Source organism: Enterococcus hirae ATCC 9790 (genome assembly GCF_000271405.2).
GTDB lineage: Bacteria > Bacillota > Bacilli > Lactobacillales > Enterococcaceae > Enterococcus_B > Enterococcus_B hirae.
The window spans coordinates 2,178,193-2,194,769 of the sequence record NC_018081.1; the positions used below are offsets into that span (position 1 = coordinate 2,178,193).

Annotated in this window: 14 protein-coding genes and 3 pseudogenes; 10 read left to right on the forward strand and 7 right to left on the reverse strand. The window is 36.5% G+C overall.

The genetic code is table 11. The features are described from left to right. The first annotated feature begins 87 nt into the window (after positions 1 to 87). Positions 88 to 2,700 carry an ATP-dependent chaperone ClpB gene (gene clpB / locus EHR_RS10365; RefSeq protein ID WP_010737669.1) on the forward strand — a complete coding sequence of 871 codons (2,613 nt, stop codon included), beginning with the start codon at positions 88 to 90 and terminating at the stop codon, positions 2,698 to 2,700. A gap of 467 nt (positions 2,701 to 3,167) precedes the next feature. Here clpB and EHR_RS10370 read toward each other — a convergent pair whose 3' ends face one another. From EHR_RS10370 to EHR_RS10380, 3 genes are read right to left on the reverse strand one after another with little or no spacing between them, the layout of a single operon-like run. Beyond that, positions 3,168 to 3,833: a DUF2238 domain-containing protein gene (locus EHR_RS10370; protein ID WP_010719050.1), complete on the reverse strand. Its 666-nt coding sequence runs from the start codon at positions 3,831 to 3,833 to the stop codon at positions 3,168 to 3,170. After that, positions 3,826 to 4,320 carry a nucleoside 2-deoxyribosyltransferase gene (locus tag EHR_RS10375; protein ID WP_010719051.1) on the reverse strand — a complete coding sequence of 165 codons (495 nt, stop codon included), beginning with the start codon at positions 4,318 to 4,320 and terminating at the stop codon, positions 3,826 to 3,828. The genes EHR_RS10370 and EHR_RS10375 overlap by 8 nt, the downstream gene beginning before the upstream one ends. Before the next feature lie 16 nt (positions 4,321 to 4,336). Next, entirely contained in the window at positions 4,337 to 5,557 is a 1,221-nt protein-coding gene (locus EHR_RS10380; protein WP_010737668.1) for a GNAT family N-acetyltransferase, read from the reverse strand. A gap of 146 nt (positions 5,558 to 5,703) precedes the next feature. On the opposite strand from EHR_RS10380, the gene lepA reads away from it, so the two are divergent. Continuing rightward, a complete protein-coding gene (gene lepA, locus EHR_RS10385; protein WP_010737667.1) occupies positions 5,704 to 7,539 on the forward strand; it encodes a translation elongation factor 4 in 1,836 nt (611 codons plus the stop codon). Positions 7,540 to 7,678: 139 nt separating this feature from the next. Here lepA and EHR_RS13890 read toward each other — a convergent pair. Beyond that, positions 7,679 to 7,939: pseudogene (locus EHR_RS13890) on the reverse strand (transposase); the annotation flags it as partial. 397 nt (positions 7,940 to 8,336) lie between these two features. Between EHR_RS13890 and EHR_RS10390 the strand changes: the two are divergent. Both EHR_RS10390 and EHR_RS10395 read left to right on the forward strand, forming a co-directional pair. After that, positions 8,337 to 8,531: a hypothetical protein gene (locus tag EHR_RS10390; protein ID WP_010719054.1), complete on the forward strand. Its 195-nt coding sequence runs from the start codon at positions 8,337 to 8,339 to the stop codon at positions 8,529 to 8,531. Positions 8,532 to 8,824: 293 nt separating this feature from the next. Then, a complete protein-coding gene (locus EHR_RS10395; RefSeq protein ID WP_010718754.1) occupies positions 8,825 to 9,022 on the forward strand; it encodes a cold-shock protein in 198 nt (65 codons plus the stop codon). A gap of 476 nt (positions 9,023 to 9,498) precedes the next feature. Here EHR_RS10395 and EHR_RS13895 read toward each other — a convergent pair. The 3 genes and pseudogenes from EHR_RS13895 to EHR_RS10405 form a co-directional block, all read right to left on the reverse strand. Then, positions 9,499 to 9,686 (reverse strand): annotated as a pseudogene (locus tag EHR_RS13895) (tyrosine-type recombinase/integrase); the annotation flags it as partial. Positions 9,687 to 9,792: 106 nt separating this feature from the next. Beyond that, positions 9,793 to 10,287: a helix-turn-helix domain-containing protein gene (locus EHR_RS14290; RefSeq protein WP_167537608.1), complete on the reverse strand. Its 495-nt coding sequence runs from the start codon at positions 10,285 to 10,287 to the stop codon at positions 9,793 to 9,795. A gap of 221 nt (positions 10,288 to 10,508) precedes the next feature. Next, positions 10,509 to 10,841 carry a hypothetical protein gene (locus EHR_RS10405; RefSeq protein ID WP_014834623.1) on the reverse strand — a complete coding sequence of 111 codons (333 nt, stop codon included), beginning with the start codon at positions 10,839 to 10,841 and terminating at the stop codon, positions 10,509 to 10,511. Positions 10,842 to 10,994: 153 nt separating this feature from the next. Here EHR_RS10405 and EHR_RS10410 point away from each other — a divergent pair, with 153 nt between their 5' ends. From EHR_RS10410 to EHR_RS10435, 6 genes and pseudogenes are all read left to right on the forward strand, one after another. Continuing rightward, a complete protein-coding gene (locus tag EHR_RS10410; RefSeq protein WP_010737665.1) occupies positions 10,995 to 12,287 on the forward strand; it encodes a PTS sugar transporter subunit IIC in 1,293 nt (430 codons plus the stop codon). Between the two features lie 18 nt (positions 12,288 to 12,305). Further along, entirely contained in the window at positions 12,306 to 13,046 is a 741-nt protein-coding gene (locus EHR_RS10415) for a MupG family TIM beta-alpha barrel fold protein (RefSeq protein ID WP_014834624.1), read from the forward strand. A gap of 11 nt (positions 13,047 to 13,057) precedes the next feature. Beyond that, positions 13,058 to 13,408: a DUF871 domain-containing protein gene (locus EHR_RS13575; RefSeq protein WP_167537609.1), complete on the forward strand. Its 351-nt coding sequence runs from the start codon at positions 13,058 to 13,060 to the stop codon at positions 13,406 to 13,408. After that, positions 13,401 to 14,318: pseudogene (locus EHR_RS10425) on the forward strand (ROK family protein). The gene EHR_RS13575 and the pseudogene EHR_RS10425 overlap by 8 nt, the downstream one beginning before the upstream one ends. Beyond that, positions 14,315 to 15,154, forward strand: coding sequence for an alpha/beta hydrolase (locus EHR_RS10430; protein WP_010737661.1), 840 nt, complete (start codon positions 14,315 to 14,317; stop codon positions 15,152 to 15,154). The pseudogene EHR_RS10425 and the gene EHR_RS10430 overlap by 4 nt, the downstream one beginning before the upstream one ends. Next, positions 15,132 to 16,577, forward strand: coding sequence for a glycoside hydrolase family 1 protein (locus EHR_RS10435; protein WP_010737660.1), 1,446 nt, complete (start codon positions 15,132 to 15,134; stop codon positions 16,575 to 16,577). The genes EHR_RS10430 and EHR_RS10435 overlap by 23 nt, the downstream gene beginning before the upstream one ends.

The window sequence follows — 16,577 nt, forward strand, 5'->3', positions numbered from 1 at the left end:
CCAAGACTGACCAAAGAGGTATAATGTTTATTGGAACGAGATGTATCATATTGAATATTGAAATTTTATATTCAGGAGGTAAGTAAAATGAACATTGAAAAAATGACAACCACGCTTCAAGAAGCGATTGCTGAAGCGCAACAAATCGCTGTCACAAGAAAACATCAAGAAATTGATATTGCGCATTTGTGGAAGATTTTTTTACAACCAAACCATTTTGGGCGCAATCTATACACTGATGCGGGAATGGATGTTGATACGTTTGAAAAGGAAGTAGATCGTGTATTAGATGAATATCCCACAGTTTCAGGGGGAAACGTCCAATATGGTCAGAATCTAAGCCAAAATCTATTCCGTTTATTAAATGAAGCAGACCAGTTAAGAGAAAGTTTTGGCGATGAATTTCTTTCAACAGAGATTGTAATTTTAGCCTTGATGAAATTGAAAAATTATCCATTGACAGTTTATTTGACCAAAAATGGTTTATCAGAAAAAGAGTTACGTAAAAATATCGAAGACATGAGAGGAGGAGAAAAGGTGACATCTAAAAATCAAGAAGAACAATACAAAGCATTAGAAAAATACGGCGTTGATCTTGTTCAACAAGTCAGAAGCGGGAAAATGGATCCAATCATTGGACGTGATGAAGAAATTCGGGATGTTATCCGTATCTTATCTCGTAAAACCAAGAATAATCCAGTATTGATTGGTGAACCTGGTGTCGGTAAAACAGCAATTGTAGAAGGGTTAGCACAACGTATCGTACGAAAAGACGTGCCAGAAAACTTGAAAGATAAAACGATCTTTTCATTAGACATGGGGGCATTGATTGCTGGTGCTAAATTCCGTGGTGAATTTGAGGAACGATTAAAAGCTGTGCTGAAAGAAGTCAAGAAAAGTGATGGACGAATCATCTTATTTATTGATGAAATCCATAATATCGTTGGTGCAGGGAAAACTGAAGGCAGCATGGATGCTGGAAATTTATTGAAACCAATGCTTGCTCGAGGTGAATTGCATTTAATCGGTGCTACTACATTAGATGAATATCGTCAATATATGGAAAAAGATAAAGCATTAGAACGACGTTTCCAAAAAGTCTTAGTCAAAGAACCGACAGTAGAAGATACAATCAGTATCTTACGAGGATTGAAAGAACGTTTTGAGATTCATCATGGAGTCAACATTCATGATAATGCATTAGTCGCTGCTGCAACTTTATCTGACCGTTATATCACAGACCGCTTTTTACCAGATAAAGCAATTGATTTGATCGATGAAGCAAGTGCAACGATCCGAGTAGAAATGAACTCTATGCCGACTGAGCTAGACCAAGTGACTCGTCGCTTGATGCAATTAGAGATCGAAGAAGCAGCATTGAAAAAAGAATCAGACGATGCAAGTAAAAAACGTTTGAAAAATCTACAAGAAGAGTTAGCTGATCTTCGTGAAGAAGCAAACTCGATGAAAATGCAATGGGAAACAGAAAAACAAGAAGTCAATAGTGTTTCTTCTAAACGTGCGGAAATCGATAAAGCCAAACATGAATTAGAAGACGCAGAAAACAACTATGATTTAGAACGGGCAGCTGTCCTACGTCATGGAACGATTCCTCAATTAGAAAAAGAATTAAAGGAATTGGAAGCAAAAGCTAAAGACAGTGAAATCAAAATGGTTCAAGAATCAGTCACTGAAAACGAAATTGCGCAAGTGGTTGGACGTTTAACTGGTATCCCAGTCACAAAATTAGTGGAAGGGGAACGAGAAAAACTAATCAAGCTCAACGAAACATTGCATAAACGTGTGATTGGACAAGATGAAGCAGTAGATGCAGTCAGTGATGCGGTCATTCGCTCTCGAGCAGGATTGCAAGATCCAAACCGCCCACTAGGTTCTTTCTTATTCTTAGGACCAACCGGAGTTGGGAAAACAGAATTAGCGAAAGCTTTAGCAGAAAACTTATTTGATTCTGAAGAACACATGGTGCGGATCGATATGAGTGAGTATATGGAGAAACATGCCGTATCTCGTTTGGTTGGGGCTCCTCCAGGCTATGTTGGCTATGAAGAAGGCGGACAATTGACGGAAGCCGTTCGCAGAAATCCTTATACGATCGTTTTACTCGATGAAATCGAAAAAGCCCATCCAGATGTCTTCAATATCTTGTTACAAGTATTAGATGATGGACGTTTAACTGATTCTAAAGGACGTGTGGTTGACTTCAAAAATACCGTTCTTATCATGACCAGCAACATTGGTTCTCAACTGTTATTAGAAGGAGTGTCAGCAGATGGCACTATCCCTGAAGAAGTGGAAGAACAAGTAAGAACGATCCTTCGAGGTCATTTCAAACCAGAATTCTTAAATCGAATCGATGATACGATTTTATTCACACCATTAAGTCTTGAAAATGTGAAAGGAATCGTTGATAAAATGGTGGCACAATTGGCAAAACGATTGGATTATCAAGAAATTCATCTAACAATCAGCGACGAAGCCAAAACATGGATCGCTGAAAATGCCTACGAACCAGCATACGGGGCTCGACCATTGAAACGCTTTATTACGAAAGAAGTAGAAACACCATTAGCCAAAGAAATCGTAGCAGGACACATCTTACCAAAATCTAAAGTAACGATTACCTTGCTAGCAGAGAAACTTCATTTCCAAACGGAAGAACTTGAAGACACGGAAGAGTAAAGAAACGGTAAGCTTTCGCAAGAAAACGGGTGTTGGCAAACAGTAGAATCGATCAAATGTTTAGTTGAGCCACACACCATCTAAGCTTAAAAAAAACAATAAAGTTAGGTCAACCACCTAGCTTTATTGTTTTTTTGTAATTTAGTCATAAGTCTGAAAAAATCATTCATAAAATAAGTTGATCTCAATCGTTATTTCCAAGTTCATCTACTCATAAGGTAATGTTTTTATTCCCTATATAAATAGGAGTGGGCAGGTAAATATCTTCTTTGTTCCCATCATTTTAACCCTTATCAATAAGTACAATTTTCATTGGGAATGGTAACAAAATAACCGTAAGGGTTGATGATAAGAAATAAGTGGGTGAGACAAAATGAGATGCCACCCAACCATTGACGTTTTCACGCACAATTTTTAGGAAGCATCTCATTTTTGTCACAATTCTTTAATGTGATATTTTTTTTGCTCTATTTCAAAATTTTCAACCGATAATTTTCAAAATAATCACGATTGTTTCTTCCTTGGGTCCAAGCAAAGATTCCCATGACCAATGCACCAATCGTATTTGTGAATAAATCACCCATCGTGTCCATCAAAGCAGCTCGTCCGACAAATAAGGTGCCATCTGAAGCGGCAAACCGTTGGAGATTCATTCCTAAGAATTGATCACAGAGAAATTCCCAAAATTCCCAAAACACGCCGCAGAGGCCAGCAAAGGCAAAACCAAACAGTAAAAACAACCATGGACTAGTCTTCGCAATTGGTGCATCTTTCAATAATAAGCCGATCAATCCGTAACCTAGGGCAGTCAACACCATAGGACTAACGGCGTGTAAAATTTTATCCCAGAATGAAATGATACTGATCAAATGCATACCGGTACCTAAGAACACGGAAATAAACAAGAAAAACCAATAAAATAAAACAATGGCATCTGGAACGTATAATTTTGCGATCTTTCTAACGATCTGAGGGAGAAAAATCAATAGAATCCCAGCTAAAGATTCGATGATGAAAGTAACTCCCTGAGTAGTTGAATATTTTTTAGTGATAAATTCATAAAGGTTATAACAAACCACAAACACACCAAAAGCAACAAGTGCAAGTTGGATTTTTTTCATTGTCTTATTCATGGCTCAAACCTCCATCTAAGTAAGTCTTTACTTGACTGAGTAACGCTTCTTCACTAGTTACGAGAGCGCCATTTAGCTTGATTAACCCAATTGTATAAAGATTTAAATAATGGAATTGGTTTTCAGCTACTTCTTGTAAAGCAGCAATTTTTTGCGGGTGGGTACCGCCTTGTTGCCGACTATCTGTATACAATCCAATGACAGGAATCCCTTTAGCATAGGCAACACCAATTTCGGATGCAACACCAGGATCAATGGTCAAACCATCTAATAGTGCAATCATCAAATCACTTTCCAACACCTTTTCTGTATCGGCTAAAGCAATCATCTGACTATCAGCATAGGCTGTTTTATCATTGATCGCTTCGTTTTCTTGCGGAAGATAAATGGTTAATTCATTGGAAAGACTCCTGATTTCTTCTACAAGTTTCGCATTATATAATAAGTCACTTTTTGCAAAAAGTGGTGCAGCAAAATAAATATTCATTTTCATCGTCCTTTTCTTAGAAATAGTCACTGAAATAAGCTTCCATATTTGGAAGAATCAATTCAAGTGTTTTAAGTGTTTCATCATCCGTTTTGATTCGTTCGATCCTTGCAAGATAAGAAGGGCGACGATAATTCATCATCAAACAACTTAATGTTTGAATGGACAACTGGACCGATTGTCCGACAGGTTCGTCCACGACATCCAATTGTCCGTCTTCGTTCCAGACCAACCCAAAAACACCATTGTTCCATGAGGCGATAGGGTCCTCGACAATAAAGTGAAAAGGTTTCGCAGTAGAAACGAAGGGGAATTGCTTCAGAAACTCTTTGACATCTACGATTCTCGCCATGTAATAAGGCTCGATCTGTTCTTTTATTTGACTATCTTCGATCAAGAAAGCCAGTGGTTCATTTTTGTAGATATCACCGTGAACCCAGTAAACCATTGAAAAGTGTGCTGAAATAAAATTCCATAAACCATTCCGAGCTTCTTGATTCAAGTAAAACATCTCTTTAACATGGAAAATTTCTTCAGCGACCCAATAAAATAAAACACCAATTGGTTCATGCTCTTTCGTATAGTAGATCGCAGCTGTCCGTTCCTCTTTATTTTCAAATCGCCAATATTCTTCCCAATGAAATTGGCTACGAAACAAAGCACCGTGATTTTGAGCCGCAAACTTCTGATACACTCGGTAAACATCTGGATGATCTACTGGTAATCGTTCAACCATTCCATCCACAGGAACATTCTTCGGTAATTGGGTATCACGAATTTTAAATGTCAACTTATCAGACATGATTTCCCAACCCTTGCGTCGATAATAAGGCACGCTATAGGGATAAAGATAAGAGATCCATTGTTTGTTTTTGCGCATATTATCTAACGCAACCAAGATCAAATCTTGCATCAATCCATGATTTGCATATTCAGGATACGTTCCGACACCGGTAACGCCACCCATTTTGTATGGTTTACCGTGGATGTTGACTTCACATGGATAGATCGCAATTTGAGAAATCAATTTGTTATGGTGGAACCAGCCAAATACTTCCGATAGTTCCAAAATTGGGCGCTTGGAGCGAATAAATGCCCCTTTGCTTTCAAAACCACTTTCTTCGATGTCTGCTTCTGTTACTTGAAAGACATAAGACAATAACTCATTGAATTGATCAACATCTTTTTCAGTAACAGGTTTTAATTCAAGATTTTCTCTGAAATCTTTTTCATCCATTCTTTCATCTCCAATTATTTACTTGTTATTAGTATAGCAAATTTTCATAAAAAAAACTTCTAAAGCTGACTAGGTAAAAAGTCTTTAAATTCATGCTTTTCATTGATATAATGAGAGGTGCTGATTAAACGAAAAGAGGAGACGCTATGGATATAAAAAAAATGAAACAACGACAAGAGCAAATTCGAAATTTTTCGATCATTGCTCATATCGACCATGGAAAATCAACGCTGGCCGATCGTATTCTGGAAAAGACGAACACTGTGACGTCTCGTGAAATGCAGGATCAGCTATTAGACTCAATGGATCTAGAGCGTGAACGTGGAATCACGATTAAATTAAATGCTGTCGAATTGAATTATACAGCCAAAAATGGCGAAACCTATATTTTCCATCTAATCGACACCCCTGGGCACGTCGATTTCACTTATGAAGTATCAAGGAGTTTAGCAGCCTGTGAAGGTGCGGTATTAGTAGTTGATGCGGCACAGGGAATCGAGGCTCAAACATTAGCAAATGTTTACTTAGCTTTGGATAATGATCTGGAAATTTTGCCAGTCATCAATAAAATCGATCTTCCAGCTGCTGATCCAGAACGTGTACGTCAAGAAATCGAAGATGTTATCGGAATCGATGCCAGTGAGGCAGTTCTGGCTAGTGCTAAAGCAGGAATTGGGATTGAAGAAATACTTGAACAAATCGTTGAATATGTACCAGCCCCATCTGGCGAGCTGGATGCCCCTTTGAAAGCATTGATCTTTGATTCCGTGTACGATAGTTATCGAGGAGTCGTTCTGAATGTTCGAATCACAGACGGCATGGTCAAACCAGGCGATAAAATCAAATTGATGAGTAACGGCAAAACATTTGATGTGACAGAAGTGGGAGTCTTTTCACCAAAAGCTGTTGCTAGAGATTTCTTGATGGTCGGTGATGTAGGGTATATCACGGCAAGCATCAAAACGGTCCAAGACACACGAGTAGGGGACACAGTTACGTTGGCAGATAATCCAGCAGAAGAAGCGCTACCTGGATACCGTAAAATGAATCCAATGGTTTACTGTGGATTATATCCAATTGATACTTCCCGCTACAATGATTTGCGTGAAGCACTTGAAAAATTACAACTAAACGACGCAGCACTACAGTTTGAACCTGAAACCTCACAAGCCCTTGGCTTTGGCTTCCGTTGTGGATTCTTAGGTTTATTACACATGGATGTAGTCCAAGAACGTTTGGAACGTGAGTTCAACTTAGAGTTGATCACAACGGCACCTTCTGTAATTTATCATGTGAATAAAACAGATGGTTCTATGACAGTCGTCGATAACCCGGCAGATTTTCCAGAACCAGTAACGATTCAAGATGTTGAAGAACCTTTTGTGAAGGCACAAATCATGGTTCCAAATGATTTCGTCGGTGCAGTGATGGAATTATCCCAAAGAAAACGTGGAGAATTCATCACAATGGATTATTTAGATGATTATCGAGTGAATGTCGTTTATAATATTCCGCTTTCTGAAATCGTTTTTGACTTTTTCGATAAACTAAAATCCAGTACGAAAGGCTATGCTTCCTTGGATTATGAAATGTCCGGTTATCAAAAGAGCAAGTTAGTAAAAATGGATATTTTATTAAATGGAGAAAAAGTCGATGCGTTAAGTTTCATCGTTCACCGAGATTTTGCTTATGAACGAGGAAAAGCAATCGTTGAAAAACTGAAAAAACTAATTCCACGTCAACAATTTGAAGTGCCGATCCAAGCAGCTATCGGACAAAAAATCGTTGCTCGTTCAGATATCAAAGCATTACGTAAAAACGTCTTAGCAAAATGTTATGGTGGAGATGTCTCACGGAAACGCAAACTTCTTGAAAAACAAAAAGAAGGAAAGAAACGAATGAAACAAATCGGTAGCGTCGAAGTCCCACAAGAAGCCTTCATGGCTGTTCTGAAAATGGACGAGGACGAACCGAAGAAATAGCAAAGGGTCTAGCCATTGAGCTAGACCTTTTTTATCTGTTTTTCCCACGGTTTTCCCAGGCTCTTTGTCAAATGATGTTGGTAAAGAGAAATCTTAGAATAATTTGGGCAGAAAGAAGAAAAACTTCTTTCTGTTCTTTTTATTTGGTTAAAATAGTTTTACCGTGTCGAATCATGATCCGACGTTTGAAATGATAAAAATTTCGAAACCCATAAGCATTGCGTTTTAATACTTTAATATGGTTGTTTAAACATTCGAGTGGTCCGTTTGAATAACTGTAGCGGAGGGCATTTCGGATCTGTGGCAGAAACTTTTTAAATGTTCGCAAAGTTGTCGCATAAGTTTCAGGTAGCTGGCTGACTTCTCTGGATAAACAGTCCTCAAATAGTGAATGATCTCTTTTCTTTTTAAGATTGATGACATCTATTCAGAGCTACTTGAAAGAGTAGCTCTTTTTAGTTGCTTTTGATTAATCTATTTTATAAAAAATAGATTGTATTTCTATTCTGCCATTTTTGGTTAAATATAATGTTTTTTATTATTAGGTAATATTTTTTATATTAGATATAACAAAAACAAATAAAAAACTTAATTTAATAGATTATAATTATAATGTGCTACAAGATATTACATGTTGTATTCGCATTATTCAGGTTAAACTATGTAGCACAAAATAAATTTCGTAGTAACTACGATCAACCTCACAAAGATCTCCTGTATTTTACTGCGATTTATTATCTATGAGACTACTCATAAGAGTAGTCTTTACATAAAAAACTAATAAAGAAGGTATCACTATGTATTATGTAGAAGTACAAACACGAGGAGTAAAAAACAAACAATATGTCAAAAGTGTAATCAATAATTATCCACTATTAGGATCATGGAAAGAGGCTGAACCATTTTCAAAAGAATGTGCATTGCAAATAAAATCAGTTTTAGAACAAGAATTAATTTGTGGAAAAGCAATAGTCAATATAGTAGAAAAGTAAAATTTATTAAAGTTTTAAGTAAATGATGTAATATTGTAATTAGTGGCGTTAGTCGTTTATTTTCAATTTTTTCATCCTTTAATTAATCATTCTAAATATTTACTCCAAATTTTGTATTAAAAAGTGTATCAAGCAGTTATCCTTGTGTTACCATTGCATCCGTGTTATAGTAATTAAGTAATCTAATTTGAAACGTAATCTGAGCGATATATTCACACTATAAAAACTCCTTTTACCAAGTAATATTAATTGCAACAAAACACGTATTATATACGTATTAGGAGGAAATATATATGAATAACGGTACAGTAAAATGGTTTAACTCAGATAAAGGTTTTGGATTTATCACTGGTGAAGATGGAAATGACGTATTTGCACACTTCTCAGCTATTCAAGGCGATGGATTTAAAACATTAGATGAAGGTCAAGCTGTTTCTTATGATATTGAAGAAGGACAACGTGGTCCTCAAGCGGTAAATATCGTAAAATAATGTTGAACTTTAACCATCTCAATCGAGATGGTTTTTTTATATTATGGCTCATAAACATCCGGTCGTATAATCGAGTCTTACAAGGTAAAAAATATTCTATTAAAGAAATAATTTCGCCATTTTTTCGCCCCTTTATAAAATATCCATTATTATTATATGAGTATCAGCAAGTATTAAATAATAGGCTCTTGCTTAATATGAAAGTTGGTATAATAGGATTTATAATGATGTATAGATATTAGAAAAACTTTGTGAATAACACAATCTTATAGGAAGCCTTCATGGCTGTTCTGAAAATGGATGAGGACGAACCGAAGAAATAGCAAAAGGTCTAGCTCAATGGCTAGACCTTTTTTATCTGTTTTTCCCACGGTTTTCCCACATGCGAAGAAATAGCAGCGCTTGCTTGAAAATAGTGTAAAAATTAGACCATGTTTACATGGATTTGCCACCGGTGGTTTTTTGGGTGGCAAACCTCAAGAGTTCTTTCTAAGCTTCTCCATAATGTCGACCGTTTCATTTTGCATTTTATTCGGCATGTGAGAGTATCCATCGTAATAGAAATTCTGCTATGCCCTAGTCGTTCAGGAAATTCCTTCATCTTAGCACCATTTTCAAGAAGAGTAGCGTGAGTATGCCGCAAAGAATGAAAGTTGAATGAGAGGGGGGAGTGCATTCTAGATTTAGTATTTCATTTCACTACACTTTGAATGATCAGTTTCATGCTTCCCCTAATCCTTGAACTGAGCGATTACTACTATTATCACTACTCAATAAGAATAATAGACACGATTGCGCTGATATTTATATGGGGTTATGCCTACGATCTTTTTGAATACGGTTGAGAAATGGCTCTGGGTGCTAAACGATAGTTCTTCGGCAATTTGATTGATGGATTTGTTAGAAAATAATAAAAAGTACTTGGCCTTTTCAATTTTCTTCAAATGCATGAAATCTTTAAAATGCATCCCAACTTCTTTATAAAATAACCTTCCCACGTATTTTGAATCCCGATTTAAAACATCACAGATATCTTTTAAAGAAATAGCTTCATACAGATGATTTTCTACATAGTTAAGAACACATACGGTAACAGGGCTATAGGTTTTTTTAGGAATATTGGTTGGATGAGCCAAAAAGTCATGAATGGCTTGCTTAGATAATGTTTCAAACTTATTGATATCACGAATTTCCTGTAAATATTCATAGTACTGAAACTGTCTATTAAAAACTTTGCTTACCGGCACACCTTTTTCAACTTCCACTCGTGTAAGTAATGTAATGAGCGCACAATAAAAACATTTGAGTTGATCGCTTGTAAGGCTCTTATAGTAATATTTGATAAATAATTCAAGTGTTTTTATTGCAGCTAGTTTATTGCGATCTTTTACATGAGAAAAGAGCAGCAACTCTAACTTATAGTATTCTTCAATATCGTAAAAAGTATTATAAGAGAATGTTTGTGATTGGTAAAATTCTTCTAAATTTAATTGCTTATCGTCGATTTTTTTGGTGAATGATGATTTGCTAATATAAATAGATTTGTAAGGATTTGTCTGAATTCTTGTGTGGTATCCTCGGCTTCTTTTAAACCAAAATTTACCTCAGCCATGAGTAATGGGCCACAGGTAATCTGCATATAACCTGTCTCCGATGAACTGTCACTATATAAAAAAGTTCCATAGATTTCTCGTTTTATATTATACATTTGAATAGCAGAAAGCTGATTTTCTTCTGTTTTTAGTGTTTTTTCAACCACACTGACGGGAATGCCTAGTTTTTCTGTTATGGATATTAATGAAATAAGGATTGGCGACATACTAACACCTCCATTCAAAATATAAAACACTTTCTTAATAAAAGAAACACTTTTTTGGTATATCTATTCATAATCATTGTTTATACTATGGATGATTAAAGTACTTGATCAAAAAAACATTTATTTAAACATATTAGAATGGAGTATTGAGTAATGAAAAAATTCGAAGCGTTTTTAAACAATAATTTGTTGCCGCTTTCAGCAAAGATGCAAAACAATAATATCTTAGGAGCACTATCTGAAGGATTTATTCGAACAAGTCCAGCGACGATTGGCTCTGCGTTCATATTAATTTTGGCAAATTTCCCGATTCCTGCTTGGCTTAAATGGTTACAGGATATGAACTTAGCACCTGGTCTAGCCGCTGTTAGTAATGCCTCTATTGGTCTAATGGGTTTGTTTGCAGTTTATAATATTGCGTATGCATATGCGAATCGCTTAGGTGTCCATTCACAAAATGCAGGTCTAATTTCTCTCGCTTCATATTTTATTTTAATCCCTCAACAAGTTGTTACGCATGTCAACGATGGGGGAAAATGGGTGGAATCAACAGTCAACGCGGTGAAATTTGATTATTTAGGAGGACAAGGTATTTTCGTAGGAATGATCGTTGCAATTGGAATTACCAAATTGTATTCTATCTTGTCAAAGAAAAATTTTACGATCAAATTACCAGCATCAGTGCCACCAATGGTTTCTGATTCCTTAGCACCGACGTTTATTGTGACCACGATTTTCTTATTTGTATGTGCCATTCGGATTGCTTTTTCGTTTACTGATTTTGGAGATATCTTTACTTTTATTACAGAAATGATTAGTGCACCGTTGAATAGTTTGATGGCTAATCCAGTATCAATGATTTTTATTCAAGTATTGATTGCTTTCTTGTGGTTCTTTGGTATCCATAATGCTGTGTTATCTGGACCACTTTCAGCTGTAACCTTAACAATGATGACTGCTAATATCGATGCTTATACCAATGGCAGCACGTTGCCTTTCGCCATGGCTTCTCTCGTGTATGGTGTTTGTGGAGCTGCAGGAAATGCGCTTGGTCTGGTTATTTGTTTATTCTTCTCTAAGTCAGCTCGCTATAAAGAAATGTTTAAGTTAGGTGCGTTGCCAACGATTTTTAATATTACCGAGCCGCTAAACTTTGGGATTCCGACAGTAATGAATCCAATCTTTTTCTTACCATTAGTTTTAAGCCCACTTGTTGCAGGTTTTGTTTCTTGGGGATTAATGAGTACGATTTTGCCAATTCCCTATAATCCTACGGCAGAAGCGATTCCTTGGACAACACCAGGATTTGTTAAGTTTTCATTGATTGGTAACTGGCAATTCCTGTTGATTTACATTATTATCACGGCAATTGTGGCATTGATTTGGTTCCCATTTGTTAAAGTCGCTGATATGAAAGAGCTACAGGAAGAAATGAAAAATAAATAATTGTTAGGAGTAAATCCAGTGTTAGGAATTTCCTTATATCCAGAAAAAGCTTCATTTAATGAAATGAAAAACTATTTAGCTTTAGCAAAATCGTATGGCTTTCAACGTGTATTCTTGAGCTTGCTTCAAATTGATCGGAACAATGTCAGTGAGTCCATGGAAAAATATTTAAAAATAATCAAAGAAGCAAGAGAGCAAGAATTTGAAGTAGCCATTGATTTTATCCCACCAATATTTGATCTTTTAGGAGAGTCCTATAAAGACTTAACATTTTTAGCTGATTGGGAAATTAATTGTATTCGCTTAGATGCTGGTATGACAGGGAAAGAAGAAGCTGAAATGACTAAAAATCCTTATGGTATCAAGATTGAATTAAATATGAGCAATTATTCTCATTATCTTGATCAAATTTTGGATTATGGTCCGAATCGAAAGCAGCTTACTGGTTGCCATAATTTTTTCCCACAGCAATATACAGGGCTATCCAGAGAGCAGTTTAAGCAGTATTCAATAAAATTCTGTCAAAGTTATTTAACGACAGCAGCATTTGTTACTTCTCAGTCCGGGGAACATGGTCCTTGGCCATTACAAGAGGGGCTTTGTACCTTAGAGGAACATCGTCACCTACCAATAGGAATACAAGTGAGGGATCTTTTACAAAGTGGTCTAATAGATGATGTCCTGATTGGTACGATGTTTGCCTCAGAAGAAGAATTACGTCAAGTCAGTGAAGCTGCCAAAGATTCAATGAAAAAATAGATATCACCTTAGTGGAAGATATTACTGCATTCGAACGACAGCTCTTATTTGACTACACGCATAACTATCGAGGAGACTCTTCGGATTATATGATTCGTTCAACTAGGCTTCGCGCTAAGATTGTAGATAAACCATTGCCTAGTAATCACCCAGTTCAGATGATCAAAGAAGGGGATATTCTCATTTTAAATGAGGCTTATGGGCAATATAAAGGTGAAGTTCAAATTGCTTTGAAAGATCGCCCTGGTGATAAAAAAATCAATCTTGTGGGGCATATTCCGGAAGATCGGTTATTTGAGATGAAAAACATACAACGCTTTGAAGATTTTAGATTTTGTGAGGTGAACAAACAGTATGACTAGCTATTACTTAGGTGTCGATATCGGGGGGACCTTTATTAAATTAGGGATAGTTGATTCTACAGGACAGATAATAAAAAAAGAAAAAATCACTAGTACAAATGATATGACACAAATTTTGACCGATTTGAAAAATTATTTAAACGAGCAACAACAGTATTTAGATATTTCTGGTGTAGGAATTAGTTTACCAGGAGTGATAAATCATGATGGAACGATGCAAACAGCAGGCTCCTTATAAAAATTGATTGGCTTGAACGTTAAAGAAATTGCTCAAGACCATTTACAACTACCAGTTGAAATCATTACTGATAGTAAAGCGGTTGCCTTAGCTGAAGGTTGGCTTGGAAATGGGGCGAACTATAGTAATTATGTCTGCGTGACTTTAGGCTCCGCTATTGGAGGGGCGATCGTGATTGATCGTAAGCTTTATTGGGGGCAAGGTGGTTTAGCTGGTGAGTTCGGTGTTTCTTTAATGGGTAGAGAAAATCAGGAATATAAACTGGATTCTACTTCATTACATGCGGGTGTTGTCGGCGGTTTATGTCGCAAATATAGCTTAGCGATTGGGAAAGAAGTGAAGGATGCCAAGTATATCTTTGATTTGGCCGCACAAAAAGATGCATTAGCTAAAAAATATGTAGATGAATTTTTAGATGATGTTGCCCGACTTCTAACCAACATTAGTGTGTATATAGCACCCGAAGCTATTTTGATAGGAGGAGGGGTTAGTGGAAATTCTCAGATTATGGCGGAGATACAAGCAGCTTATACAAGAATTATTCATGAGTACCGAGTATTATCCAGCGTTCAAATGCCCCAAGTCATTCCTTGCAAATTGGCAAATGATGCCGGTGTAATTGGTTCAGTAAAACAAATCATAGATATGCAACAAAGAGGTGATAATCAATGACAGCTCTTTTTGATATTAATTTTTTTTCCAAAACATTGAATATGAACACGACAATGAAGGTGATCGTCCCTCAAAGACAGAACCATTCAATCGGTGTGTCACAAGCTCCCGAATCTGAAACTTATAAAATTTTATATTTGCTTCATGGAATGACTGATGATCATACAATTTGGTTAAGGCGCTCTAATATCGAGCGTTATGTCTCAGATAAAAATATGATCGTAGTAATGCCAAATGTACACTTGTCATGGTATACAGATACAAAATACGGGCTGAATTACTGGAAATTCATTTCGGAAGAATTACTACAGATTTGTCATGAATTTTTCCCATATATTTCCTCAAAAAGAACTGATCATCTCGTTGCTGGACTATCAATGGGGGGCTATGGCGCGATCAAACTAGCGATGAAACGTAGTGATTATTTTGCCTATGGAGCTTCATTGTCTGGCGCATTAGATGTGGTTAACGGGTTAAAGAACAATAAGCAGCAGTCTTTGACTGGGCAACCATTGTCTGACCAGGAAAAACTCTATTGGCAAGGGATTTTCGGAAATTTTGCACAAGCGGAATCAGAAAATCTTTTTACAATGTTGGAAGCGGGTCTCGGTAAAGAAGCAACGAACTATTTTGCTTGCTGTGGCTATCAAGATTTTTTATATGACCATACAAAAGCTTTTGAAAAAGAATGTCACAAGAAAAAGTACCAATTGATAACCGATTATTCTAATGGAAGTCACGAATGGGGCTATTGGGATAAACAAATTTTTAAGGTACTAGATTGGTATGAAGAAAATGAAAAGGGTGTAGAAAATGGAACATCAAAAATTAAATGACTTCCCAGAAGACTTCTTGTGGGGCTCTGCTTCAGCGGCCTATCAAGTAGAAGGTGCTTATGATGAAGATGGCAAAGGAGAATCTGTTTGGGATAAATTCGTAAAAATTCCTGGTAAAACATTTAAAGGAACAACAGGAGAAATTGCAGTTGATCACTATCACCGTTTTAAACAAGATATTGCATTAATGAAAGAACAAGGCTTGAAAACTTATCGATTTTCCGTGTCGTGGACTCGGATTTTTCCTAACGGCAGAGGAGCAATCAATCAAGCTGGTTTAGCCTTTTATCAACGTTTAGTGGATGAATTGATCGACAATGACATTGAACCTATGTTGACGTTATATCATTGGGATCTTCCTCAAGCATTACAAGAAGAGTATCAAGGATGGGAATCTCGAAAAATTATCGAAGATTTTACCAACTATGCCCAAGTATTGTTTGAAGCATTTCGTGGAAAAGTTCATTATTGGATAAGCTTGAATGAGCAGAACATATTTATTTCCCATGGGTATTTGTTAGCTGCTCATCCACCAGGAGTTAGTGATCCTAAGCGTATGTATCATGCAAATCATATGGCAAATCTTGCAAATGCAGCAGTAATCAATAAATTTCATGAATTAGAGATGCCAGGTAAGATTGGACCAAGTTTTGCTTATTCTCCAAACTATGCCATTGATAGTAATCCCCAAAACGTTCTTGCTGCAGAAAATGCGGAGGATCTACTTGCAAATTTTTGGATGGATATTTACATGCAGGGGCGTTATCCGCTAGCTGCTTTGCGCTATTTAGAAGAAAAGGGCTGGGCACCTGAAATTGAACCAGGAGATATGGCGTTGTTAGCAAGTGCCAAACCAGACTTTTTAGGGATCAATTATTATCAGTCAACAACCAATGGATTTAATCCGCTAACAGGAGTTGGTTTTGGTGAAATGAATACGACTGGTAAAAAAGGAACTTCTGGAGAAAGTGGTCTTCCAGGAGTCTACAAAAAAGTCCCAAATCCTTTTGTTGAACGAACAAATTGGGATTGGGAGATTGATCCAAGTGGGCTGAGAATTGCTTTAAGAAGAATTGCTAGTCGTTATCAAACACCCATCATCATTACTGAAAATGGGCTGGGGGAATACGATAAACTAACTGAAAATAACCAGATTCATGACAGCTATCGAATCACGTATCTCAAAAATCATATTCAAGCGATTCAAGAAGCTTTAACAGACGGTGTCGAAGTTTTAGGTTATTGTACTTGGTCATATACTGATTTACTTAGTTGGTTAAATGGCTATCAAAAGCGCTATGGATTTGTATATGTTGATCAAGATGAGTTGCAAAAAGGAAGCCTTAAGCGTTACAAAAAAGACAGTTATTTTTGGTATCAAAAGGTCATTGCAAGTAATGGCAGCAATTTGGAAGGAGTATAG